General features: G+C 49.5%; 21 protein-coding genes and 1 pseudogene. 8 read left to right on the top strand and 14 right to left on the bottom strand.

Going from position 1 to position 23,765, the window contains the following annotated elements; genetic code table 11:
* Positions 1–2: 2 nt before the first annotated feature.
* The 3 genes from JCM12308_RS14735 to JCM12308_RS14725 all read right to left on the bottom strand — a co-directional run bounded on the left by JCM12308_RS14735 (position 3) and on the right by JCM12308_RS14725 (position 4,019).
* A complete protein-coding gene (locus tag JCM12308_RS14735; RefSeq protein WP_054784279.1) occupies positions 3–1,448 on the bottom strand; it encodes a carbon starvation CstA family protein in 1,446 nt (481 codons plus the stop codon).
* A gap of 181 nt (positions 1,449–1,629) precedes the next feature.
* The gene (gene btsR, locus JCM12308_RS14730) at positions 1,630–2,340 is read right to left on the bottom strand and encodes a two-component system response regulator BtsR (RefSeq protein WP_054784278.1); all 711 of its coding nucleotides are present in this window, start codon (positions 2,338–2,340) and stop codon (positions 1,630–1,632) included.
* Positions 2,337–4,019, bottom strand: a complete 1,683-nt coding sequence (locus JCM12308_RS14725) for a sensor histidine kinase (protein WP_054784277.1) — start codon at positions 4,017–4,019, stop codon at positions 2,337–2,339. The genes btsR and JCM12308_RS14725 overlap by 4 nt, the downstream gene beginning before the upstream one ends.
* A gap of 533 nt (positions 4,020–4,552) precedes the next feature.
* On the opposite strand from JCM12308_RS14725, the gene JCM12308_RS14720 reads away from it, so the two are divergent.
* Positions 4,553–5,584 (top strand): AraC family transcriptional regulator, encoded by a 1,032-nt coding sequence (locus tag JCM12308_RS14720; RefSeq protein WP_054784276.1) that lies wholly within the window; start codon positions 4,553–4,555, stop codon positions 5,582–5,584.
* Positions 5,585–5,811: 227 nt separating this feature from the next.
* Here JCM12308_RS14720 and JCM12308_RS14715 read toward each other — a convergent pair whose 3' ends face one another.
* The 10 genes from JCM12308_RS14715 to nusG all read right to left on the bottom strand — a co-directional run bounded on the left by JCM12308_RS14715 (position 5,812) and on the right by nusG (position 13,913).
* Positions 5,812–6,600, bottom strand: a complete 789-nt coding sequence (locus tag JCM12308_RS14715; protein WP_054784275.1) for a glycosyltransferase family 2 protein — start codon at positions 6,598–6,600, stop codon at positions 5,812–5,814.
* Positions 6,597–7,835 carry an O-antigen ligase family protein gene (locus JCM12308_RS14710; RefSeq protein ID WP_128647418.1) on the bottom strand — a complete coding sequence of 413 codons (1,239 nt, stop codon included), beginning with the start codon at positions 7,833–7,835 and terminating at the stop codon, positions 6,597–6,599. The genes JCM12308_RS14715 and JCM12308_RS14710 overlap by 4 nt, the downstream gene beginning before the upstream one ends.
* Before the next feature lie 118 nt (positions 7,836–7,953).
* On the bottom strand, positions 7,954–8,625 hold the full coding sequence (locus JCM12308_RS14700; RefSeq protein WP_054784272.1) for a hypothetical protein: 672 nt from the start codon (positions 8,623–8,625) through the stop codon (positions 7,954–7,956).
* Positions 8,626–8,633: 8 nt separating this feature from the next.
* Positions 8,634–9,830 (bottom strand): polysaccharide biosynthesis protein, encoded by a 1,197-nt coding sequence (locus tag JCM12308_RS14695; RefSeq protein WP_054784271.1) that lies wholly within the window; start codon positions 9,828–9,830, stop codon positions 8,634–8,636.
* Positions 9,827–10,435: a nucleoside/nucleotide kinase family protein gene (locus JCM12308_RS14690; protein ID WP_054784270.1), complete on the bottom strand. Its 609-nt coding sequence runs from the start codon at positions 10,433–10,435 to the stop codon at positions 9,827–9,829. Before JCM12308_RS14690 ends, JCM12308_RS14695 begins: the two co-directional genes overlap by 4 nt.
* Entirely contained in the window at positions 10,435–11,289 is an 855-nt protein-coding gene (locus JCM12308_RS14685) for a glycosyltransferase family 2 protein (RefSeq protein ID WP_054784269.1), read from the bottom strand. The genes JCM12308_RS14690 and JCM12308_RS14685 overlap by 1 nt, the downstream gene beginning before the upstream one ends.
* Positions 11,290–11,320: 31 nt before the next feature.
* Positions 11,321–11,740 carry a glycosyltransferase gene (locus tag JCM12308_RS33030; RefSeq protein ID WP_373282374.1) on the bottom strand — a complete coding sequence of 140 codons (420 nt, stop codon included), beginning with the start codon at positions 11,738–11,740 and terminating at the stop codon, positions 11,321–11,323.
* Between the two features lie 14 nt (positions 11,741–11,754).
* Complete coding sequence (locus tag JCM12308_RS14680) at positions 11,755–12,390, bottom strand: glycosyltransferase (protein WP_054784268.1); 636 nt, start codon at positions 12,388–12,390, stop codon at positions 11,755–11,757.
* Complete coding sequence (locus JCM12308_RS27865; protein WP_128647417.1) at positions 12,377–12,799, bottom strand: hypothetical protein; 423 nt, start codon at positions 12,797–12,799, stop codon at positions 12,377–12,379. The genes JCM12308_RS14680 and JCM12308_RS27865 overlap by 14 nt, the downstream gene beginning before the upstream one ends.
* A gap of 574 nt (positions 12,800–13,373) precedes the next feature.
* Positions 13,374–13,913 (bottom strand): transcription termination/antitermination protein NusG, encoded by a 540-nt coding sequence (gene nusG, locus JCM12308_RS14670; RefSeq protein ID WP_054784266.1) that lies wholly within the window; start codon positions 13,911–13,913, stop codon positions 13,374–13,376.
* Between the two features lie 748 nt (positions 13,914–14,661).
* On the opposite strand from nusG, the gene JCM12308_RS14665 reads away from it, so the two are divergent.
* The 7 genes and pseudogenes from JCM12308_RS14665 to JCM12308_RS14630 all read left to right on the top strand — a co-directional run bounded on the left by JCM12308_RS14665 (position 14,662) and on the right by JCM12308_RS14630 (position 22,526).
* Positions 14,662–15,291, top strand: a complete 630-nt coding sequence (locus tag JCM12308_RS14665) for a sugar transferase (protein ID WP_054784265.1) — start codon at positions 14,662–14,664, stop codon at positions 15,289–15,291.
* Between the two features lie 314 nt (positions 15,292–15,605).
* On the top strand, positions 15,606–16,124 hold the full coding sequence (locus tag JCM12308_RS14660; protein ID WP_054784264.1) for a hypothetical protein: 519 nt from the start codon (positions 15,606–15,608) through the stop codon (positions 16,122–16,124).
* A 36-nt stretch (positions 16,125–16,160) separates the two neighbouring features.
* Positions 16,161–17,416, top strand: a pseudogene (locus JCM12308_RS33025) (outer membrane beta-barrel protein).
* Positions 17,403–19,718, top strand: coding sequence for a polysaccharide biosynthesis tyrosine autokinase (locus JCM12308_RS14645; protein ID WP_054784261.1), 2,316 nt, complete (start codon positions 17,403–17,405; stop codon positions 19,716–19,718). Before JCM12308_RS33025 ends, JCM12308_RS14645 begins: the two are co-directional and overlap by 14 nt.
* Positions 19,719–19,724: 6 nt before the next feature.
* Positions 19,725–20,498 carry a metallophosphoesterase family protein gene (locus JCM12308_RS14640; RefSeq protein WP_083417133.1) on the top strand — a complete coding sequence of 258 codons (774 nt, stop codon included), beginning with the start codon at positions 19,725–19,727 and terminating at the stop codon, positions 20,496–20,498.
* 234 nt (positions 20,499–20,732) lie between these two features.
* The gene (locus JCM12308_RS14635) at positions 20,733–21,932 is read left to right on the top strand and encodes an O-antigen ligase family protein (RefSeq protein ID WP_164845317.1); all 1,200 of its coding nucleotides are present in this window, start codon (positions 20,733–20,735) and stop codon (positions 21,930–21,932) included.
* 192 nt (positions 21,933–22,124) lie between these two features.
* A complete protein-coding gene (locus JCM12308_RS14630) occupies positions 22,125–22,526 on the top strand; it encodes a polysaccharide biosynthesis/export family protein (protein WP_208978604.1) in 402 nt (133 codons plus the stop codon).
* Here the strand turns inward: JCM12308_RS14630 and JCM12308_RS14625 are convergent.
* Positions 22,523–23,701: a BaiN/RdsA family NAD(P)/FAD-dependent oxidoreductase gene (locus tag JCM12308_RS14625; protein WP_054784376.1), complete on the bottom strand. Its 1,179-nt coding sequence runs from the start codon at positions 23,699–23,701 to the stop codon at positions 22,523–22,525. The two genes, JCM12308_RS14630 and JCM12308_RS14625, sit on opposite strands and share 4 nt — an antisense overlap.
* Positions 23,702–23,765 lie beyond the last annotated feature (64 nt).

The following is a 23,765-nucleotide window of genomic DNA, read 5'->3' as shown; positions in this document are numbered from 1 at the left end:
AGTTACTCGCCAGGCTCAAGCACGTCTTCGTGATCGACGACCTTGCCTTTCACCTTCATCCAGACAGCGGAGGCAACCAGCAGGGCGGTGATGATGCCGCCGATGGTGGAAACCGTCATTGGCAGACCGAAGCCAAGCTTGCTGGAGTTCAGAATGAACGTCACGACTACGGTGGTCATGAAGGTTGCCGGAATGGTGCAGATCCAGTGCAGCTTGTTGTGGCGCAGCAGGTAAGCAGCTGCGGTCCACAGCATCAGAGCTGCGGTCGCCTGGTTGGCAACGCCGAAGTAACGCCAGATCACACCGAAGTCGACCTGAGTGAGAATAGCGCCGCCAACGAACAATGGCAGAGCCAGCATCAGGCGCTTAGGCAGTTTTGTCTGAGGCATGTTGAACAGCTCTGCAAGGATCAGACGAGCTGAGCGGAATGCGGTATCACCGGAAGTAATCGGCAGGACAATCACACCCAGCACGGCGAGGAAACCACCAAACGCACCCAGAAGCCCGTTAGAAGCCTCATACACGAGGTTTGCAGGGTTGCCGCCCATGCCTTCAGCAAGGCCTTCAACACCACCGAAGAAGGAAAGCGCAATCGCACACCAGATGATTGCAATAACACCTTCACCAATCATGGCACCGTAGAATACGAAGCGACCGTTTTGCTCGTTTTCCATGCAGCGCGCCATCAGAGGAGACTGTGTGGCGTGGAATCCGGAGATTGCACCACAGGCAATGGTGATGAACAGAGCTGGCCACAGCGGCATGTCATTCGGGTTCAGGTTCTGGAAGAAGTCTCCAGCTTCAACGCCCGGTAGCATGGAATGCTCGCTGGAAACCATTAGAGCAACAGTCAGGCCGATGGACATGAACAGCAACAACGCGCCGAAGAACGGATAGAAGCGACCGATGATCTTGTCGACTGGAACGATGGTTGCCACCAGATAGTAAGCGAAGATGCAAACCAAGAAGATGGTGACGTCAAGGCCGGTCAGGCGACCCAGCAGACCAGCTGGAGCAGACACGAACACAACACCAACAAGCAGCAACAGAACAATCGCAAAAATGTTCATGAAGTGTTTTGCACCGTTGCCGAGGTACTTACCGGCAAGGTTAGGAACAGACTGCCCTTTGTTGCGCACAGACAGCATGCCGGAGAAGTAATCGTGTACGGCACCTGCAAAGATGCAGCCGCAAACGATCCAGAGCATCGCAGCCGGACCATAAAGTGCACCAAGGATCGGGCCGAAGATTGGGCCAACACCTGCAATGTTCAGCAGTTGAACCAGATAGACTTTCTTGGTGGACATAGGCACATAATCGACACCGTCGGTATGTGCGTGGGCAGGTGTCTGGCGAGACGGCTTAATCCCGAAAACCTTCTCGACAAACATACCATAAATAAAATAGCCGCCAAACAGCAGGCCAATACTTAAGAGAAACCAGGACATCTTTCTTCCTCCACAAATCTCTGGGGGCGATTAGACTGGTTTCAAGGGGCAGATGCTGAGGTTTCAGCTAAGCGGCTGCAGAGGCCGGGTGAGCGGCATTTAAGACAAATAAGCGGTTAACTGGAATGCAAAAGCTTCACACAAAATTGAACTGAAGCTTAGGCTAAGTGTATATACGCACTCATGAATATCCGAAATGTTGTTTCAGGCTCTTAAGGTAACGGCGTGAAACGGGGATCTTGGTTCCGCTGTGCGTTACCACTTCTGCTCCGGTCTCTTGCAGTGCGATTTCGGAGATTGCATCCGGCGAGACAAGGTACTGGCGGTGACAACGAGCCAGAGAGGTTCGCTGCTCCAACACTTTCAAAGTCAGATGGGTATGCACATAACACTCAGCGGTCGCCACATGGATGCCGGACAAGTCGCTAAAGACATACTCAACAGCATGAACCGGAACAACTTTGAGCTTGTTACCCAGATAGCAAGGCAGGTGCTGCAGCTCCTGCGGGATAATCTCTTCCATCAACTGCGGGCGCAGATCAGAACGTACACGGCCTAGTGTTTTGGCCAGCCGTTCTTCTTCGATGGGTTTCAGCAGATAATCAAAAGCATGATGCTCAAAAGCTTTGATTGCATACTCGTCATAGGCCGTGGAGAAGACAATGCGCGGCATCGTTTCCGGGTCTAGCATGCCAATCATTTCCATGCCGGAGATCCGCGGCATCTGAATGTCCAGAAACACCAGTTGGGGCTTGTGTTTGTTGATGAAACCGAGCGCATCAATAGCATTGCTGCATTCGCCCGTAACCTCAATGTCATCGGCTTTGGAAAGCAAGTCTTTCAGTTCTTCGCGTGCATATGGTTCATCATCAACAATCAGACAACTAATCATTGGGCTGCCTCCAGAACAGGTGCGGGAAGATGGATGGAAACCCTGGTAAATGCCTCTTCTTCCCATTCAATGTGCAGACCAAACTCCTTACCCCATTGCTTTTTCAGGCGTTTATCAACCAAGGTCACGCCCAGCCCTTCGCGATTTTTGGGTGGAATGTAAAGCCCGGCGTCATCTTCTACCTGCAGCTCCACCTGTCCATCAAGCAAAGCACCGCTGATGCGAACACGGCCACCTTCAACGCTCTGTGAAATGCCATGCTTGATGGCGTTCTCAATAAGTGGCTGAAGAGTGAATGCAGGGATTTTGAGGGATAGCAGTTCGGTGGGAACGTCCACCTCAACTGCTAGCTTGTCAGGAAAGCGCGCTTTCTCAATCGCCAGATAAGCATCCACATGATCCAGCTCTTCGCCCAAAGTGACAAGGCCCGAGGTACGCTTCAGGTTGATGCGCAGAAACTTGGAGAGTTGCAACAGCAGCTCACGTGCTTTCTCTGCATCTCGTTTGGTGATGATCGCAATCGTGTTGAGCGTGTTGAACAGGAAATGCGGGTTCACCTGTGCCTGCAAAAGCTTCAGCTCAGCACGGGTCAAAAGGCTCTGCTTCTCTTCCAGTTCTCCATAAAGGATCTGATTGGACAGCAACTTGGCGATCCCTTCGCCTAGTGTGCGGTTGATGTTCAGGAATAGTTTGTTCTTCTGCTCATAGAGCTTGATCGTTCCAATCACTTCCGTATCGCTGTGCAGCGGAATAACAAGGCACGAGCCCAACTTACAGGTTGGCGAGAGGGAACAACCATAAGGCTCTTCAACCCCATCCGCATACATCACCTTGTTCTGTTCAATAGCATCCAGTGTAAGACGGGAGGATATCTCCGTTCCCGGTTTGTGATGGTCAGATCCGATCCCGATAAAGGCGAGCAGTTTGGTCCGGTCTGTAATGGCCACTGCACCCACATTGGTCTCGTCCTTGACGATCTGCGCAACTTTGCTGCCAGAGACTTCATTAAGTCCCTTTGCCAGCACGCCAACACATCGCTCCGCAATCTTCAGTGCCTGGCTTGAAAACGCTGAGGACAGCTTGTCGAACATGGTCTTCTGATCACGCACAATGCTCATGAAGAAGGCCGCGCCAAGAGAGTTCACGAGCAACATAGGCGGAGCAATCTGTTCCACAAGCGCCAAAGCCTGATCAAATGGGCGTGCTACAATCAGGATGATCAGCATCTGCACGACCTCAGCCACAAAGGTGAGCCCGAATACAAACATCGGACGGAACAACAAAGCACGCTTGTTATGCGTGCGCAGGTAAAAGGCCGTCATGCCAGCCAGCAAACCTTCGGAGGTCGTGGAGATGGCGCAGGCAAGATCTGTAAATCCGCCAAACCCGTAACGATGCAAACCACCAGTGAGCCCAATCAGAAAGCCCGTAACAGGCCCTCCCAACAGGCCTCCCAAAACAGCACCCATGGCACGCGTATTGGCAATGGCACCATCAACCTGCTCACCAAACGTTGTTGCAATCACGCAAAAGCCGGAGAACACAAGATAGATGAGAACCTTGTGGGGTAGGCGAGGAGCGTCTTCAGTGAAGATCTTAAACAGCGGCGTTTTGCTGACCATGTAAACGATCACCAAATACACACACATTTGCTGCAGCAGATGAAGAATAAGTGCCATTTGCGGGCTTTATTATTGTTTGTTGGATGCGCCCCGAAGTGTACCGCGAAGCCCTAAGATTTCAATCCACCTACCAAACCCAGCCCCCAAACGCACGAGTTTTCTAAAATTTTGATATATTTGAGGTATTTTACATACACCCCACCAACCCCACCCAAACGCGCGCAAATGTCGCGAGGGGGGGAGGGGTAGTGTTACCAACGCTATGCTATCGCAGATAAGTACTCTAATCTGAGGTGGTTGCTGATTGACCCTTGAAGCTCACGGTTGGTCCAATCAAGCTTTTGCAAGGTGGAGCAGAAAGCAACCAATCTGATAGATAAATCAACCTCTCGTTTCCTAAGGCTGAGTACTGCTCAGTACAGTCTCGCCCATGAAAATTCAGTCCTGATACATACATGATCGACAAGTCGTAGAGATTTTGCATATCTATACACGCTCAAATTGTGTGCTTGTTGCTTGCTTTTCTAAGAATTGATCTTGAGCTCTCCACCACGCGCTGGGAGATCTCTTGAAGTGTGAATGGGTATCTTATGACTCTGCAAAAACAGGTTGAGCACAAAGTTATTCCGTCCATGAACTGGGAGAACTGGCAGGAGAGTGTTCAGGGAGGCTCTGGAGATGTGGCTCTTCCTTCTTTAGGGGCTTTGGCGGAAAGATTCCGTGCCCACGTTAAAGGAACGCGCTTTGGCCCAGTCTTTATCGCTACGATTAGTGCCACTGCACATACATTTAGCCGGTCCCGACAGCGTGTTGCATTAGATGGTTTGGATGTATTGTTCGTGCAGGTTTACGAGCATACATCAGGGTGTACGACGACATCTGCACAGCAAAGCTTTAAGCTGAAGCCTGATACACTGATCATTCAGGACATGGCAGATTCATTTTCGGTCGAGCATGGTGAGTACCGGCAAATCACTCTTGCTTTGCCACGACAGTTGCTGGTTCCGTATCTGATAGAGAACCGCACGTATCCGTTTCTCAGCGTCGATACGTCTGATCCAACTGCTGCAGCCGTTGTGAACATGCTGCGGTTGTTTAGGGATCAGGCAGAGCAGATGTCTAAGCAGGATGCTGATCTGATGATCAACTGTCTTGTTGGTTTGACGGCTAATGTGCTGAACCGTTTTCAGAATCCTGCAAGAGAAGTTAGTCAGAAAGATCTTTACACGGCGCGGCAACTCAAAGCTCTGGATGTGATCCGGCAGCGTTTTCATGAAGTAGACTTTTCCAGCACAGAGTTAGCGCAGCAGCTGAAAATGTCTCGCACTTCTCTTTATCGCTTGCTGGAGCCTATGGGCGGTTTCAATGATTGTGTGCGTGAACAGCGTATGAGACATGCAATCCGGCTTATAAGGACATCCAGCCAGGAAACACTCTCAGTTCAGGAGCTAGCTGAAGAATGTGGTTATGCGCATGCCACCAGCTTTACCCGCTTTTTCAAAGAGCATTTTGGTACTATTCCCAGCGAGGTGATGGGAGGACTATCTGCGCTTAAAGGTCATCATTTGCAATATAGCGAGAGTATTTTTGCGCAATGGCTTAACGCCTCATTTTTCTTCTGATTTTTGCGTCCTGGAGCCGAGAAACTCCATTTCTTCTTTTATCGATTCGATACTTCTTATAGAAGCTTCCCGTCATAATTTGAGTGATAACCTTGCCATTTGTTTCAACTCACAGCTTAGGCCAAGCCATTTGTTCCAGGCTCTTGCATCATGCTGAGATCTACGAAAAATCTGCCATGCACCGAGCAAGCACAAGCACACATCAGAACACCAGTTGAATCCGATTTCTAGGCGCATATCTCTTCATGAGGGAGAGGGAACGTTGTCCGTCTTCTATGCATGAGTTGCTCAACTTTGGAGAAATTCTTGGAAAGTAATGTCCCGACGCCTCCAACAGAGTTGCGTTGAATAGCAATCATATCTTCGCGGCTTTTGAGTAGGATCCGTCCCAGCGAACGGTTAGATTCTCCACCCACTCTCATTTTGACTAGAACCTCAGGGATGTAAGCCAGTTTAATCCCCCCCTGAACCAGGTAGCGCAGCATTGCATCATAATCTGCGGAAATGCGAAATCGCGTGTCATAGAGGCCCCAGCGTTCAAACACCGAGCGTCTCAAGTAAACGGTGGGGTGAGGGGGCATCCATCCATATTTCAACCGTGCTTGGTCATAGTGGCCAGACTTCCAATACCGGATAACCTGATGTGGGTTAGAGGCAGATACATACTCCAGGTCTCCATAAACGCCGTCGATTTCGGGATCAGACATCGCATCAGCTACTTTCTCTAGGACACGATTGTGTGCGAACACATCATCAGAGTGCATCAAGCCAACAACATCGCTAGAGCTGCGGGAAATGCCGCGATTGATGGCATCATATATTCCTTTGTCACTCTCACTTCGCAAGCATGTGTGATCGTCTGCAAGGCTGCGGAGAATATTAAGTGTGCCATCCGTTGAACCTCCATCCTGAATAACATGTTCCCGATCACTCCATGTCTGAGCTTGCGTGGACAGGATGGCGTCTGCAATCGTTTCATGACGGTTGAGTACGGCAGTGATGATAGAAATCTTCATTGTGTGACCACCTGTAATCTTGGGCTTGTCGCAAGTTTATGTGTGGGAGTGAAATGCTGGATCCGATGTAAAATGAGTGCAACGCAGAGGAATGCATAGAAGTTACCGATGGAGAAAAGCCCGGATTCTGAGAGAAGAAAAATTAGCAAGATTGTCCAGAGACCGATGTTGAACAGGTCATATGCTTTTCGCAGGCCAGAAAGCTGAAAGAAGGCGTAAATCAGGAGAGTGAGAACAATGCCGCCTTGTAGAATAAACGTTTCTAGGAATGCATTATCAACCCTGAACGCCCCGCGTGCCTCAGCAGATCTCTGATAGACAACTTCCAGATTGCCAATCGGCTCGCCCCAAACTCCAAAAAGGAAATCGCGAATGGGCGTTTCACTGAGATTGGTTTGCAGGGCAAGCATCCACCAGGAGAAACGTCCGCTGGTAAGAAAGCTGAGGAGTTCCTCAGAAGTTACGGATGCAATGACTGCACCGACAAAAGCAAAGATAAAAAAGACGGAGAGAAGCAAATAGATCGCCTGATCTTTTTTGACCCGTTCTGCAAATCTGAATGTCGCAAAGATAAGCAAAGCGAGTGAAAAGAGCCGCGTATTGGTGAGCAAAATGCCAATGATTGACCCTACGGTCATCACAAAGAAAACCATCCTTGTGCTTCTGGCTGCCAGCTGCCTCGGGTAGATTGCAATAAAAACGATAACTAAGAACAGGGCCTGAGCTAGTTTGCCCGGATGTAAAAAACCGAAAGTCCAACGCGTTCTGCCATAAATGTTTGTTTGCAATGGTAGATCATTGGCAACATGGAAGAAGAAGAAAGTTATCAAAGAGAGAGATAAGGAAGCGATGCCGAGGGCAATCAGCCTGTCTTCCTTCAGTCGTTCAGCAAGAACGGCAGCTGATAGTATAAAAGCAACAGGCTCCACGCTGGCGTAAAGCCCATACAATCTAACGTCTGCCCTGCTGACATACTTTGTGAGCCATATTCCGACTGAGATCACTGAGGCAAACAGAAGTACACCAACAATTTTGGAGATGCTGGTATGTCTTAGACATGATGCATTAAGCAACACGCTGATTGCCGCAAGCCAGATCAAAAGATGGCGTGATGATGAGATTAGGCTTTGCAACTCTCCAGTGATCAGCGGACTGTTTAATGAGATGCTGATGATCGGCAGGAACATCACTACAAGAGCGGCAAAGCTTATGGCCTTAGGGCGTCTTATTTGCATGATAATTGATGCGATCTCTTTGAGATTGTGGACTTAGAGTTCAATACAATTTTTGGGAGAAGATCACTCCCATGAGTGAACACACCTGCGAAACAGTGCCAGGTTCAAGGCAGTTGAGTTAAGCTGGTACCCAGCCTTGATGCCGCTGTCTGACCCATTGCAATGCTTGTATAAGTTGAAACCAATTGTGTGGGCTTGGTTGAGGGCGCCCCTTCACAGAGGGATCCACGAGTGCACGTGCTATTAACTCGCGCCCATCCTTCGTAATCCGATCACCAAACAGCTCCTGAGCAACACAAATGGCTTTGTCGAAATCATGACCAGTTAATCCTGAGTGATATCGAGAACGTATTTGCCCATAGGAGAAAAGCTCTTTTGCTGCGATCAATAGTTGTTCGTGTAAAGGATCAGGCGTATCGAAGAGACCATGATTTTTTTTGCGTTCTCTTAAGATAACCGTTGTGCTCGCATATGTTAGCCACGCTTTGCTCATTGCTGAATAGAGATCGATGTGAAGCTCACGATCATGACAAGCAACGCGCGTCGCCCGAAAGTTAAACCGCTGCATGCTCTCTATCTTGATGCCTGATAATACACTCGCTTTCATCTCTTCAATGACAACCGCATGAGTTCGTGTCAGATCTTCCGGAGCGACAAGAATATCGATGTCGTTCCCCCAACTTGACGGTAAGTTCTCATAGTTACGAAGCACAACAAAAACGACTGTCTTGCGAAGGGAACCAAGAATCCTTGCGAGGAGCGCAGGTGCGAGTATTTTGGTGTCTGACATCAAGGCTTTTATTGGGTTAATCTCCCATTTTCTGCAGGATGACGAATAAGCTCGATGAGTAATGCAGTCATCGGTAAGAGCGCAAACACACCAATCATTACATAGCTATGCCCTGTTAGGCCGGTGATGATTAAGACTGGCATTACAATGATCAAAATCAGAAAGCTGTAGGTGTTTAATGACTTCGTGCTGTTGCTCACTCTCCAGCTAACGAAAACTGGTCGCGTTAATGCATGACAGAGAGAGGCAAGAAATAGCAGCGGCACCAAAATCCAATACTCAGAAAAACGTCCGGCAAAGAGAATGTCGGTGATTTCTCTCGCAAAAATAAACGAAAGCAGGAACAGCAAAATTGCCCCTGAGACTGCAACGAGAAGAATGTGCTTATGAAAGCTCATTCTCTGTCCGGATCGAGAAAACTCTGCAGAAAAATGGTTGTCGAGCACCTGGCTGACCAAACCAATCGGGTTGGTTGCAGAACGAATGGCTTGAAAAGCAGCAAGTCCCCCACCGCCCAAGCCTCTGTCGACTAGAGAGACAACGATGAAGTTGGCGACAAATGAAACAACTGAATTTCCGAAGGTTGCTAAATGCTTGAAGGTTACTCGATCAGGTAGAGCCCAAACAATTTCGTGCCGAAAACCTCGCAGCAGCCAGACATAAAACCCAACTGCAGTCAGGCTGATACATGTTTGTAAAACAATCACATGTCCTGCATTCAGTTGCCAATATGAGAGTAAATAAAGCGCAGTAAAGAAGGATACAAACCGAAGAAGGGTCACTGGCAAAGCAGCTAAAACACTGTGCAATCTAATGCAAAGCCAACGACCCACCTCATAGCAACATTGTCCAGCAAAGAAACTGACAGACAAAACCCAAAGCTGCAAACTGGCTTGATCTTTCAAACTATCAAAGGCGTAAGTTGTTAGTGGCGCCAGCAGTGCAAATCCCAAAAGCAGGATTACCAGCAGCACTAGGGCAATCCCGATTTGCTTGGGTGTATCAGCTCCAGAAGCTGAGGATACCGGAAACAAGACCAGGCCAAAAAGAAAGAATGAGAAGCTCTGGTTGAGGGAGAACATTGCTGTGAAGATGCCCAATTCCTCGCCGCTCAACAAACGAGCAACACACAGAAAAAGGAGAAAATTGAAGCCAGAAGCAAAGATCTGCTCGCTAAGTGATAGAACAGCACGAGAAGCACTCATATCTTCGCCAAAGCCCTCAAGCTCAGAACGGTCTGTTTTATCCCGCGTGTCGCGTCGACACCTGAGAAGTAACGGTAGCGGTGCATCCGTTTGGATATGCGAGTATATTGCTGCTTAATCTCTACGTCTGTTAGTTCAGGCTTTTGTACGTGAATGACGTTGGGATCTCGCAGAGGGGTTGTAAGCAAATCTGGCTTTGGTCCAAGAGCTATAAATAAGCGAGGAATAATGCGTGGCAGATTGATGTATGCGCGTTGATATAAAAAGTCATGATAAGACCGCGCAAAAATGATGATCTCATTTCTGGGGCAGAACTTCAGATAGACATGCCCCAGCATATGATCCAGCCCATACCAACAAGCTAATAGTGAGGCTCGGCTCACACTAAGTGGCTTCACCATACCTGCATTTCTTGTACCTTCGGGCTTCTGGCTGCGTGAGGTCCGTCTCAGCATCGTGGAGATGGATGGGAGGATACCAAATGAGAAGTTTAATCGCGTTACGGAATGGCCCTCAATATCAAGGGTATGAGCCAACTGATCCGCGACCGTTGTCTTACCGCTTCCATCTGGCCCTAAAACAATGATGTATCGCGCGCGCGCCATTACGAGAGCTTAGTCTTTGCGGTTTTCGTAGTAGTTGGAATCGTGTTTGAACGGATCTCATCGAGCTTAATTGAAATCATCAGTTCATAAAAAGCTCTCAGCAATGCAAAGCGTAATCCCGGGAGCCCATCCAAAAAACCACCTCGCAGAATGTAAAGGTATAGAAATCCGAAGAAAGGCCGGAAGGGGAGGCTCATGTAGATTTGCTTGAGCCCTTTTCGTCGAAGTCCCGGATCACTTGAGAAAATCAATCTCATCAAAGGATTACTTGCACTACTGTTGTTTGGGGTCGCTTTGGTAAAAGCCTCTGCACTTGAGTATCTGTTGTGTCTCTCCAGCCAGTGGGAAAGCCCTTTTGCAAAAGGGTAATGCTGCAAATGCTCTTCAAGCCGGTCGGTTGGACGAGAACAGTGGTACTCCTCGTTGATCTCGCGTTCTACATGAACGAAATCAGCATGACATAGTCGACCAAACCACGTTGGGTAACCAGAGCTTCGACGAATCCAGCGCCCCCCAAACATATCCTTGCGTCTCAGATAGAACATGCCGACTGAAGCGGCTTTCTCAGCGAAATTCTCGCGAAGCTCAGTGATGAGTTCTGAAGAAATTCGTTCATCTGCATCCAGGAAGAACACCCATTTGCAGCGGTGCCTCATGGTTTTAAGAGCAAAGTTGCGTTGACTGGCATAGCCTTCGAAAGTGTTCTGAACAAAGACAGCTCCTGCAGATTTTGCACGCTCTGAAGTCTGATCTGTGCTGTAACTGTCTAGAACGATGACCTCCTCAAAGTCTGCCTTTGCAGAAGCGATTGCGCCTTCGACTGTGTCCTCTTCGTTTTTGGTCAGAATGACCACTGATATCGGAAGTTTCTCCTGTGAGGCGCAGTTAGAGGTCATTGTAGATCTCCATCAACTTCGTGGTTGAAGCATCCCAGTCGAACATCAATGAACGGACTTGCAAACGTTTCCGTTCCTGCTCAGCATTTGCATTGTGAAGACCTAGCCGTAATACTCGGGATGCCTCACCTTTCAGAGATAGCTCGAAGGCATATTCCGTTTCACCGACTATCTCATCCAGTGCTGAGCCACGTGCTGATAGAACCAGCGCACCGCAGCGGGCAGCTTCAGCAGCAGGGAGGCCAAACCCCTCATAAATAGACGGGATAAGTAGAGCCAGGCAGTTGCTATAAAGACGCCGCAGAACATCATTTGAGATGCCGGTTAGGTGTTGAACTGATTTGATTGAGAGGCCACAGGCTTCAATTTCTGCCCATTCACTGGGAGAGAGCGGTTCTCCGCCAACCAGAATGAGTGGTGCGATCAGCCTTCAGCTTTGGCTTCCTTCATGAAACGCAGCACAAAGGGGAAGTTTTTGCAAAATCCTCGAGTGCCCACGTACAAAAAGTACTCTCGTGGATTAAAGGTGTTCTCGCCAACTTCAAAAGAGCTGGTTAGTGACTCAGGATAGAACTCTTCATCAACACCATTGTAGGTCACGTGAACGCAGCCTGGATCTACAAATGGATACGCTTCCAGTAAATCCCGACGGGTTTGCTCAGAAACCACGACAATGGCATCTGCGCGATGACAGGCTTGCTTCTTGAGATAGGCTAAGGCCTTATCACGCAAGCTGGTCGGATACTTCTCATTCATGAAATCATGGATTGTCACCACATTAGCTCGTGCGTTTCGGGAGGTGCGGTAATAGCTTGAATGGAAGATATCGCAGTGTTGTTTTGAACGGGTCAATCGGCGCATTACTTGTCCGCCATCTTCAGCCTGTTGCGGATGGATCAATTGCAGACCTGAGCGGAAGAAGTTTTGGGAGGCTCTCTCACTCTCAAGAAAGGAAATGTTGAGACTTGAGACATCAACACGCTCGATAGTTTTCGCCCAGTACTTAGAAATGCCACCAAAACGCTGAAGTTCGAAGATGATATTATCAAGCAGGATCATGTGTTTGCTTTAGCTCTCCGGTATCTCCAATTAAGGACTGTGCCAAATCGATTCCGTTGTAAGCGAGGTATGTGAGTGCCAGTAATGCAGCCTCGATGCCACCGCTCTTCGCTTTAAAATCCTCTAGAAAGGCATGAGCTAAGGCAGCTCTACTTGGCTTTCTCATTGACTTGAAACTGCGATGTCGTTGACCGAGCCATAAGCCAACCTGATCCGTCAGTTCTGGTGCTCTGCTGTCATAGGCTTCCCAGTCGATCACCAGAAAATCTTCAAGCTTTCTGGAAGGGCCGCGTGTGAAGATGTTTTCAGACCCCAGATCTCCATGCGCAGCTCCAACTGCAAACCGCCGCTCAGGAGAAACGTTATCAGCCAGGGCCTTGAGGGATGGTTCTGTGATCCGGCCGAACATTTGCCTCCAGAAAGAGAACTCTTTTGCAGGTAATTGGGACCGTGTATCTAGCTTTCTGATGGCCTCTAGCAAATTCTGTGGAACCGGGAAGGTCTTGTCATAAATCTGAAAGCCTTTTGGAGCCGCGCTTACTTGAAGGAGAGCGCCCTCATCCCATCTGGAAAATTTGAGGACTTCAGGTACCGAAAGAGTTGTGTGCTCGGCGATTTCGCTTAAATGTTTTGCCTCTCGCTCCAATCCTTGAGAAGCCCGCTTACTCCGAGCCAGCTTGGTAACCGAACTCATTTGGTTTTCGGGTTCAAAATCAAAGATATAAACGCGCTCATTCTGAAACATCTTGTGTAGAAGAAATGCTCGTGTCTGGCTCTGTTTCAAGGTTGGAAGAAGGCTGAGCTCAAAATCTGTAAGGAGCTTAAAGCCTATTGGACGCTGTCGCAGGCTGATCTGGTTAAGCGCGTTCAGCAACCACAAAGCTCTACGTTTTGGTGAGTAGGTTGGATATATCTGCCGCAATGCCAACAAGGCTAGCCAGCGACTATCAGCAACGCAGTGAAAATCTAGAAGGGGTGCCATCTCAGGCAGCTCTACTCCCGCAACGGATAAGGTCTCTTGCAGGAACTGTGGCGCGTGCCGTTCTGCCCAGAAATTCAAACAAGACACCAACGCGTGTTGTGTCCGGCAGATTTTCTACTTCAACGATATAGTTTGCAAATGGTCCGGCAACGATACGAACCTTCTCTCCGACGACCAGATCATCAATCGGTAACAGCTCGCCTTTGCTGTCGCAGCGAGCCTGCAACCCTTCTATAAGTGCTGCAGGAACTGGCGAAGGTAGCCCATTCCCGAACCCGACCAGTCGCGTCACGCCTTTGGTATTGTTTACCGACTGCCATTTGCCACTGAGTGGATCAAAATTGACGAATAGGTATCCGGGAAAAAGAGGCCGTAGACGCGCAGTTTTGCCTCTGGAAGCATGCGAAGTTCCACCTCGTTGAAGGGGCATAAAGCAGGCGATACCTTGCCTAAGTAAATTGCGCAGCGCCATGTCAAATCCGTTGGGTTTCAGCTGAACGAGAAACCAATGATTGGGATCATTTTCGACAGTAGCAATCATGTCTACCTCAAGAGTGACTAGGGATGTTCGGTAAATTGGTGCATTGAAGTCGGTCGATCAGTTGAGTTGAAGGAACCATAAGTAGGTGTCCATCAACTGATGGAAGCTTCATTTTAGAGCCTGAAAAACAACGGCTACCGCACCGCCACTCAAATGTTGTGTGGCGTTGATTAGTCGATTTGCTGATAAGCTATTGTCATGCAAGGGTTTTCACAATTGCATGGTGAGTCGATTAGAAACGTAATCTGAAAATAAATGCCAAGACAATCGTTGAAAAATCACTGCATCTAAAATCATGGACTGAAAAAAAAGTAGTAATAAAGGGAATGAGTAGAAATCTACTAGTTTGGCACTCTCACTTCCGTTCTCGTTGTTCAGTCAAACCTTCAAGTATACAAGCTCAAACTCATTAAAATCCCAGTAAAAACAAGCAATGATATCAATCATGAGTTATGGCGTAGCCGTGCTTTTTCTCTGCTCTAGTAGATCTGAGCGTCAGTGGTGATGTGATTCGGGGGTGTATTTACGACTACTGCGGGTTTGGTGGTTTATTCTAGCAATTTGTTCCAACTCACAGCTAAGAGGGAGCGATTTGTTTCATGCCCTTGTTTTCTTCCTGATTTTCGAAAGAGTGATTCTCAGCAAACAGCGAGTACATAAAAAGCAATTTGTATCAGGGCGGCTCCTTTGAGGAGGCAAATGCGGCGAATACTACGCATTTCCTTCAATTATTCTGAGGGGTTGTTAAATGAAGTACCAAGACTACAAGACCCGGGCTTTCGATATTATGTTCAGCCTGGCAGTCCTAACTATCACTCTGCCAATTCTGGCGATTACCGCATTGCTTGTGGGAGCTAAGCTCGGAAGACCAATAATATTCAAGCAAACACGAACGGGGCAGGCTGGTAGAAATTTCCAGATTTACAAGCTGAGAAGCATGACAGACGAGTGCGATGAGCATGGCGCGTTGCTGCCAGACGCTGAGCGTTTAACACGCTTTGGCAAGTTTCTCCGTGCTTGGAGCATCGATGAACTGCCTGGCTTCATTAATGTTTTGAAGGGCGACATGTCGATTGTAGGACCACGTCCTCAACTTGCAAGATTCTTAGAGCTCTACTCAGAACGTCAGTTGCGTCGACATTTGGTGAAGCCAGGCATAACTGGTTGGGCCCAGGTCAATGGCAGAAACAGCCTCGACTGGGAATCTCGTTTTGAGCTTGATGTCTGGTATGTCGAGAACAAGAGCTTCTGGCTGGACCTTAAGATCATCTTTCTTACGTTCATAATCGTTTTCAGGCGTGAAGGCATCAACGCTGTAGGCCATGCAACTATGCCTGAGTTCCGTGGAGATGAGATCGTCACAGAGCAGTTTGAGTAACCCATTGAACTGCCAACCCCATGAGAAATCCAGCGGCGCACGCGCCGTGTTCCCGCCTCAAATGAGTACCCTCAGTAGTTTGCGTAAGGTTTCGTCGGCGCCGTCTGGTGCTGGCGGAAAGCCTAAGTTCTGAGAAGCTGCGAAAGCATTGTTCTCCAGAACCTGCTGTTTTTATTGCGGCATGCAGGACTGCTTGTCTGAAACTGTTTCAGTTGGAAATTTGACGCTAATTTGGATGTTTTGAAATGAAGCAAAGAAGCCTATTGCTCTGCCTTGGTGCGAGCTCACTAGCTTTGTCTCTTTGGGCAACGTCGGTGCTAGCACAAGATGTGCCAGATGCAGCAAATGCAATGGTGGAGCAAGTCATGGCTGATCCCGTCTCATCGGTTGGCCTCATGCTTCAGTTCGCGAGCACTGCGGAGGACAGCCATCTTCAAATGCTGGGAGATGCGATGCAATCCAGCCCGCACATAGCAACTCCTGAGTTTGCGCAAGCAATCAGTGAAGCTGTAGCAAGCGATCCATCGATGGCACACGCAGTTTCCCGGCTTTCCTGGTTTGTTTCTGGTCCGCAGGCCGAGCAAATGGGTGTGGGATTACACATGGCATTCCAACCCATGATGAGCACCGGTGATGCTCATGGAATGAACACGTTGGAGCAAGCCATTGTCAATTCCAGCCATTCGATGAAGACAGCATTTAATGCAGTTTCTGCCACGCGTGGATCAGGTGTTGTCGCAGGTGCCCGTCTGCAAGTTGGAGCCAGAACCCGTGATGCTCCCACAACAGGAAAAGGGAGCGGAGGCGGGTTTAGCCTCCCAAGCCCGAATTGATGTTGCTCGAAGTTTACTTCAACCGTTGGTGCATGGATGAGAAGCATACGGCCCATATTGCTAGCAGGCTTGGCTGCTCTCTGTTCGGATGCATCTGTTGCCGAAGAGGGCACTAAAGTGATGCTGGGTAAGTTTTCAGAATACCGGGTCAGAATGCGGCCAAGGCCTGAATATGATGCTCAGGGGATGAGGTTCCCTGGCTGGCTTATCATGCCCACGCTTACTTCAGGCCTTTACTACGACTCCAATATCTACCAAGAGCAAAACAACATGCAGGGCAGTCTTGTTGGCCTGATCTCGCCCGCTATTGCGGTGAACTCCGACTTCTCCAGACACAGCCTCAATCTCTACCTTTCTGCACGGGAACGTTATGTCTTTGAAGATGCCAATGCCTCAACTCTTTCAGGACGGGCGCTCGCTGATGGGCGCGTCGATGTGCTGAATGACCTTGCGCTGAACTTAGGCGGAAGGATTGAACTGAATCAGGATGAACTGGGAGACAATGATGTTCCGCTCACTTCTAAGACTGGGGTTCGCTATAATGTTTATGGCGGATATGCGGGAGCCTCGAAAACATTCAATCGCGTGACTGTGGGAGCAACAGGCTCAATCAGTCACTATGATTATCATACGTCGAATCCGTCGATGGAGATGTGCTGGATCAGGATAATCGCGATGGTTATCGATATGATCTTATTGCCAAGGTCTCCTATGCATACTTCCCGGGCTTGAGCTTTTATGGCAGCGCTGAGTTCAATGAGCGTAACTGGCGCGACACCGGATCAAGCAATCGCGATTCAAATGGTATCGAACTCTTAGCTGGAATGGAGTTTGACATGCGCGGGACCATTCATGGATCTGCGGGTGTCGGTTATCTCAGTCAGGACTACGAGTTGGAAACTCGTCAGGATATTCAGACATTTGCCTATAACGTTGAACTTCAATGGACACCCACTGCACTGGTGACCGTGAACATCATCGGTCTTCAATCCATTGAAGAAAGCTATGTCTTTGGTTCTGCTGGACAGCTGGAATCTTATGCAGAAATCGCTGTCGACTATGAGTTCTTAAGAAACTGGATCTTCTCACCCGCCTTCATCTACTCACGCGAAGACTACCTTGGAGTCAACCGCGTTGATAACAGATACAGAGCATTGGTTAAGACGGACTATTTCGTCAATCGCTACATGAAGTTGGGTGCTGCATACGAATACGAGAGGCTTAGTTCTGATCGGCCTGGCGTGAGCTACGACAGACATTTGTTAGGGGTCAACTTTAATGCAGAGTACTAACGCGGCAACGTCAACTTCCACGCCTCCTGCGGAGCAACCCAAAGAACTAATCGACTTGCGGGAAGTTCTGCAGTTTATCCAGCGCTATGCCACGCTTATCATCGGCAGTGCGTTGTTTGCAGCAATCGTTGGGGCGGGTATCTCTCTTATAGCCACACCCAAGTACACCGCGACCACTTCTATTCTTATCGAAACCCGGGCAGCGAACATTGTGGATGTTGAAGCTGTCCTCAGCGGCTTCGGCTCTGATGATAAAGTGCTGCAAAGCCAGATTGAGATAATTGGCTCAAATGCTGTAGCTGAGCGCGTCATCGATAAGCATGGCCTTTGGAACTCTCCTGAGTTCCTGCCGACACCGTCCCTCATTAACGGCATTCTAAAGAAGATAATGGGAGCTGAAGAGGCGGAGACCTTTACAGCCTATGGACGTGATCCTTCAGACCTCTCAAGACGAGTACTCTCCGGCTTGGATGTAAAGCTTCGTCGTAACACAACCGTGGTTGATGTTATGTACGAAGCCCGATCTCCAAGTCTGGCAGCAGAACTGGCGAACGGCTTTGCAAATGCCTACCTGATGGATCAGCTTGAAACCAAATACGATGCAACGCGCCGTGTAAATGAATGGCTCAGTATTAGACTGGCGGAGTTGAGGGAGAGAGTACGCAAATCTGAGCAGGCTGTTGAGATTTTCCGAAACGAGAACAATCTGCAAGTTGCAGATGGTGCCACCTTCAATGAAAAGCAGATCGCAACTCTCAACCAGCAACTTGTTCTAGCCCGCGCAAAAACGGCTGAGGCGCAGGCAAAAGTCAACCAGATAGCTAAAGTCCGAAAACAAGGTGGCTCGGCCTCATCTTTTGCAGATGCCGCCCAGTCGGCTGTTATTACTCAGCTCAGGGCAAAGGCATCAGAAGTTGCTCGACGAGAAGCTGAGCTAGTGGTGAAGTACGGAAAGAAACACCCGGAAGTCGTCAGTGTTCGCTCCCAACTTGCTGATTTCAATCGCCAGATTCGCGAGGAACTTCAGCGCATCGTCAACACAGCGCAAAACGAACTGGCCGTTGCCAAAAGCCGTGAGCTGTCTATCTCAAGCAGCCTTGAACAACTTCGCAATGTAACAAGCTCAGAAAACCAGGCCCTTGTTTATCTGCGTGAGCTTACACGTGAGGCAGAAGCCAATCGAACTCTCTACGAGTCATTCCTGAACCGGTTCAAGGAAACGCAGGAATCTGAGAAAATGGACAACATCACCAGTCGGATCCTAACGCAGGCGACACCGCCGGTCGCACGCAGTTATCCAAACAAGAAGCTCTTCGTCGTGCTGTCATTCTTACTTGGATTGGTCGTCGGTGTTGTGATTTCCCTTCTTCTGGAACTCTTCGACTACACACTCAAGTCTCATGAAGATGTTGAGGAGAGGCTTGGCCTGCCACTGTTTGCAACAGTGCCAATGATCGACCAGCATTCGTCTAGCATCAACAAAGAGGGCGGGACGATCGCTGGCGTTTGGAACAACCTGAAAGCTCGCCTTGGGTTCAAGAGTGCGCAGTACTCGGCAAACTCTAAAGCGAGAGCCAAGCTACGCACGCTGCCGGAGGGAATCTGGGAGTATGCCTCGCAAAATCCATTCAGCCAGTATGCTGAAGCGGTGCGGGTATTGCGGTCCCGTGTCCGGTTCTCCAATGTCGATAACTCTCTGAAAACACTGCTGATTACGTCTGCTCTTCCAGGCGAGGGTAAGTCCACTGTGGCTCTGAACTTAGCGCATTACGCAGCAAAAACAGGTGAGCGCGTTCTTTTGATTGACGCAGACATGCGTCACCCTGTTTCAACAGCGGCATTGGCGGGCTCGACAGAAGCCAATCTTGCGACCGTTCTGACAGGTGAGTTCAACATCAAGGATGCAGTTCGGAAAGAGCCGAACTCGTCACTCTATTTCCTGCCTGCTCCAAGACGAAATGATCTCTGGGAAACAGCCGAACTCCTCTCTTCGATGGCTATGCAATCTTTGATAGATGCGGCTTCTAGAACGTTTGATCTGGTGGTGATCGATAGCCCGCCTGTCCTTCCGGTGATCGACAGTCGCGTGCTGTCTCGAATGGTTCAAGGCACCATAATGGTATCCTTTTGGGATCGGACAGACCGGTTTGCAGTTGAACGTGCAACTGATCTTTTGGAGAAAGCAAACGCGAACATTCTTGGAGTAGTGCTGAACAACTTCAACTCCAACAAAGCAAAGAAGTACAGCTATCAGTCTAGCTACGGCTACGATTATTTCAAATACGAAGCCTACTACGGGTAGTGCCTCATGTTGTCATTACTCAGAAAACACAGAGCTTCGCGCTCGCATGACGCCAACCAATCGGCGCGGTTTTTTGAACTACCAGAAAACACCCGGGCCTATGTAGTCGGAGATATTCACGGCTCCTTTGAACTACTGAAGGGCGCAATCAGGATGATTAACGAGGATGCCGCTGAATACTCCGGCGACTGCTACGAGATTTTTCTGGGTGACTACATCGATCGCGGCAAGCAAAGTGCAGAGGTTCTAAGTTATTTGGCGTTTCAGTCCTCCCACAAAAGGAAACGGATTTGTCTCAAAGGCAATCATGAAGAGGTTTTACTGGACTTTCTGAAGGACTCATCCCTGATCCAAATGTGGATCTCACTTGGAGGTTTGGAAACCCTGTCTTCTTTTGGTGTGTCCTTAAACGGGGCAGATCCCCATCTTATGAGCAACGAATTGCGGTATGATCTGCAAAATGCGATGGGAGCGCGATTGATTGAGTTTCTAAGCCAGCTTCCAACGAGCTTTGAGCTGGGCGATTACTACTTCGTGCACGCTGGCGTTAATCCAAAGAAAGAGCTCTCCGCGCAAACCACTGCCGAGCAACTATGGATACGTGATGCCTTCCTCTCCTCTGTAAGATGCTACCCGAAAAAGGTCGTCCATGGACACACTCCTGTCTCAGCACCAGAGATACTTGAGAACCGGATCAACATTGATACTGGCGCCTACTTCACCGGTGAACTCTCGGTTTTGAAACTTGAAGGATCACAAGTAAGCATTTTGCGCTTGTGAGGAGGGAGTATGTCGAGGTCATTTCTTGATAGAACTGCTTTTACTCTAGTGCTGCTTCTCATCGTTTTCTGTCCGCTGGTTTTAGGAAGCAACAGGGTTTTACTTTGGATCGTGAACTTTGCAGTTGTTTGGGCGGCGTTTCTCCTCTGGAGTACTGCAAGGATAAACTGGAGCTACCAAGGCCCTCCGATAAGCCAGTTAGTCTTCCCTTTTTTATGCCTTGGCAGTGTGTTGTTGTGGATCTCAATCCAGCTGGTCCCCAGTGACTTTGCTGGTCTATCTAACCCGATCTGGAACTACTCAGAGGTGTTGTTGCAGGAGGAGTTAGATGGCCGGATGACTTCCAACCCATTGCTCAGCAAACTCACTTTGCTGAGGCTAACCACGTACGTCGTCTTTGCCTGGCTTATCATTCAGTTTGCTAAGGAGACCTCCAGTGCTTATGTGCTGCTTCTGGCAGTGATCTACTCAGCCACGGCCTACGCAATTTATGGCGCATTGGCTCTGGCTTCAGGCGATCCAAACATTCTTTGGTTTGGCCCCCGGTTTGACACGACCAATCTCACAGCAACCTTTGTAAACCGAAACAGCGCAGCTACTTATTTTGGCATCTCAGCGATAACCGCAACCACATTGTTTTATGCAAGAGTTCGAAAACTGGTTCAGACCTCAAGCACGTCTGAACCCTTCCTTCACTTGTTGGAAAAACTGGCTTCCCTCAAAACCGCTTCCTTGCTTGGGCCCGCAATCATTCTGTGGGGTGCAGTGTTCCTCACCAATTCCAGAGCCGGCATCGCTTCCAGTTTGATTGCTCTTTTGCTCTTTCTGTTCCTATGCCTTGGCCCGTTCTCCATCAGCCGAAAACGAAGATCTCGTGGTGTCTCCGCCTCGTCCATACTCGTTGTTCTGGTGGTTGCAGGTGTAATCGGGCTTCTGCTAGTGCAGTCCGGCAATGCAATAGGCCTCCGACTGATCCAGCAGGGGATCTCTGACAGCTATCGATTACAGCTCTATCAAACTGTTCTGCAGATGATAGGAGACTACCCGCTACAGGGCGTAGGTGCCGGAGCCTTCCCGACGATGCTGATGCTCTACCCGACTTCTGAGCTCCCTGGAGAACTCACATGGGACAAGGCCCACAACAGTTATCTTGAAGCAATAGTAGGGCTCGGCATTCCTGCAAGCATAATCCTGTTTGCAGTATTCATTTGGTCGTTTTCCAAGTGTTTATCTGGTTTGTACTCCCGGCGTGTCCGAAAACTATACCCCGCGATCGGAATTTGCTCCTCCACCGTTGTCGTAATTCATTCAACGGTAGATTTCAGTATTGAGATACAGGCGGTTGCTCTCGTTTACATTGTTATGTTGTGTGTAGGTGTTGCGCAGTCCTTGAGTACAAGGAACAGCAGAGCAGGCAGTAGTGTAAGAGGGTAATGTAATGCAATACATACAGCACGTCCTGTCAGTCCTCCTTGTCGCGTTCTGGGCTCACGGCTGCACACCAAGTGATCTGAGCAGTTCCGCACAACATCAGCAACTGGTCACAGACAGCGCGTTCTCACAGGCTAAAGCCTATCACCTAGCTCAGGAGACAAACTACGCCTCATCGTATTTGGTGAGCCAGACTTGTCAGGCGAGTTTGTCGTCGACGATCAGGGCAATCTGGACCTGCCGCTCGTGGGAGATGTCGCCGCCAAAAACAAAAGCCTGGGTGAACTGGAAGATGCAATCGTCGTTGCCCTGAAAGATGGTTATCTCAAAGACCCACGCATCAGTCTGGAAGTGTTGAATTACCGACCATTTTTCATTCAGGGAGAAATCGGAAAACCCGGCGAGTATCCCTACAAAAACGGCCTAACCCTACAGGATGCAGTGGCTATTGCTGGCGGTTACTCCTACAGAGCCAACACCAAACGCGTCTTCATTCGCAAAAACGGGAATGACTACGACATCCCGGTAAAACTCACCGGCGCCCGCGTCTACATCCAACCCGGCGACAGCATCAGAGTGCCTGAGCGGTTCTTCTAAACAAACTGCCCGGCCGCGTGTCCCGATGCCCAGGCCCATTGGAAGTTGAAGCCGCCGAGGTGGCCGGTGACGTCGACGACTTCGCCGATGAAGAAGAGGCCAGGGACGGTTGAGGCTTCCATGGTTTTGGAGGAGAGCGCCTTAGTGCTGACACCGCCAAGAGTGACTTCAGCAGTGCGATAGCCTTCCGTGCCCACAGGCTTGATGGTCCACTCGTTGATCGCCAGAGCAGCTTTGCGCAGCACCTTGTCGGAGGTGTCCGCCAGACGTCCGCCCAGCTTATGTTCCTCTGCAATATGGGTCGCCAGCTTCTTGGGCAGCAAGCCGGAAAGGGCCGTTTTGATGTCCTGTTTTGGCTGGTTCTGTTTCGCCGCTTTCAGAGCCTCAAACACATCGGTGTTTGGCAGCAGATTGACGCGAATGTCTTTGCCTTCTTCCCAGTAAGAGGAAATCTGCAAGATGGATGGACCAGATAGACCGCGGTGTGTGAAAAGCAGGCCTTCGCGGAAGCTGGTCTTTTTGAAAGACACGACAGCATCAACAGAAACACCAGCCAGATGCTTGGAGCGCTCGCGCATGGCATCATCAAACACAAATGGCACCAGCGCTGCTCGAGGCGTCACCACAGGCAGGTCAAACCGCTTGGCGATTTCGTAACCAAATCCGGTCGCACCCATTTTAGGAATGGAAGGCCCACCACACGCCACCACAACAGAATGCGCCCGCACTGTGTCTCTGGAAGTACCAATGGTGAAGCGGTCGTCCGGCTTGGTCAGGGAGGTGATGCTGGTTTCCAGCTGAATACGCACGCCAGCCTGCTGACAAAGGCCAAGCAGCATATCGATGATCTGCTGGGCACTGTCATCACAGAACAGCTGTCCCAGTGTCTTCTCATGCCAGCCAATGCCATGCTTATCGACGAGTGCGATAAAGTCGTGCTGGGTATAGCGCTTCAGCGCGGACACCGCAAAACGAGGGTTCTCGGAAAGATAGTTGGCAGGGGAGGCGTGCAGGTTGGTGAAGTTGCAGCGACCACCGCCAGAAATACGGATTTTATCTGCTGGGCGCTTGGCATGATCAACAACCAGCACGGAACGACCGCGCTTTCCAGCCTCAATAGCACACATCAGGCCAGCGGCGCCTGCGCCTATAATAAGAACATCAACGTTTTGCATGGCGCCCTTATATGGCTTTCCAGCCAAGGTCAACTCGGGAACAAACAAATAGGGAGGACCGAAG

The organism is Pseudovibrio denitrificans JCM 12308 (genome assembly GCF_001310815.1).
In the GTDB taxonomy this organism is placed as follows: Bacteria; Pseudomonadota; Alphaproteobacteria; order Rhizobiales; family Stappiaceae; genus Pseudovibrio; species Pseudovibrio denitrificans.
Note: the sequence above shows the minus strand (reverse complement) of the source record. Positions and strands in the feature narration are given on the sequence as shown.

Coding starts and splice junctions, on each gene's coding strand:
- JCM12308_RS14735 (WP_054784279.1), bottom strand. CDS start 1,448: ATGTCCTGGTTTCTCTTAAGTATTGGCCTGCTGTTTGGCGGCTATTTT.
- btsR (WP_054784278.1), bottom strand. CDS start 2,340: ATGATTAGTTGTCTGATTGTTGATGATGAACCATATGCACGCGAAGAA.
- JCM12308_RS14725 (WP_054784277.1), bottom strand. CDS start 4,019: ATGGCACTTATTCTTCATCTGCTGCAGCAAATGTGTGTGTATTTGGTG.
- JCM12308_RS14720 (WP_054784276.1), top strand. CDS start 4,553: ATGACTCTGCAAAAACAGGTTGAGCACAAAGTTATTCCGTCCATGAAC.
- JCM12308_RS14715 (WP_054784275.1), bottom strand. CDS start 6,600: ATGAAGATTTCTATCATCACTGCCGTACTCAACCGTCATGAAACGATT.
- JCM12308_RS14710 (WP_128647418.1), bottom strand. CDS start 7,835: ATGCAAATAAGACGCCCTAAGGCCATAAGCTTTGCCGCTCTTGTAGTG.
- JCM12308_RS14700 (WP_054784272.1), bottom strand. CDS start 8,625: ATGTCAGACACCAAAATACTCGCACCTGCGCTCCTCGCAAGGATTCTT.
- JCM12308_RS14695 (WP_054784271.1), bottom strand. CDS start 9,830: ATGAGTGCTTCTCGTGCTGTTCTATCACTTAGCGAGCAGATCTTTGCT.
- JCM12308_RS14690 (WP_054784270.1), bottom strand. CDS start 10,435: ATGGCGCGCGCGCGATACATCATTGTTTTAGGGCCAGATGGAAGCGGT.
- JCM12308_RS14680 (WP_054784268.1), bottom strand. CDS start 12,390: ATGATCCTGCTTGATAATATCATCTTCGAACTTCAGCGTTTTGGTGGC.
- JCM12308_RS27865 (WP_128647417.1), bottom strand. CDS start 12,799: ATGTTCGGCCGGATCACAGAACCATCCCTCAAGGCCCTGGCTGATAAC.
- nusG (WP_054784266.1), bottom strand. CDS start 13,913: ATGATTGCTACTGTCGAAAATGATCCCAATCATTGGTTTCTCGTTCAG.
- JCM12308_RS14665 (WP_054784265.1), top strand. CDS start 14,662: ATGAAGTACCAAGACTACAAGACCCGGGCTTTCGATATTATGTTCAGC.
- JCM12308_RS14645 (WP_054784261.1), top strand. CDS start 17,403: ATGCAGAGTACTAACGCGGCAACGTCAACTTCCACGCCTCCTGCGGAG.
- JCM12308_RS14640 (WP_083417133.1), top strand. CDS start 19,725: ATGTTGTCATTACTCAGAAAACACAGAGCTTCGCGCTCGCATGACGCC.
- JCM12308_RS14625 (WP_054784376.1), bottom strand. CDS start 23,701: ATGCAAAACGTTGATGTTCTTATTATAGGCGCAGGCGCCGCTGGCCTG.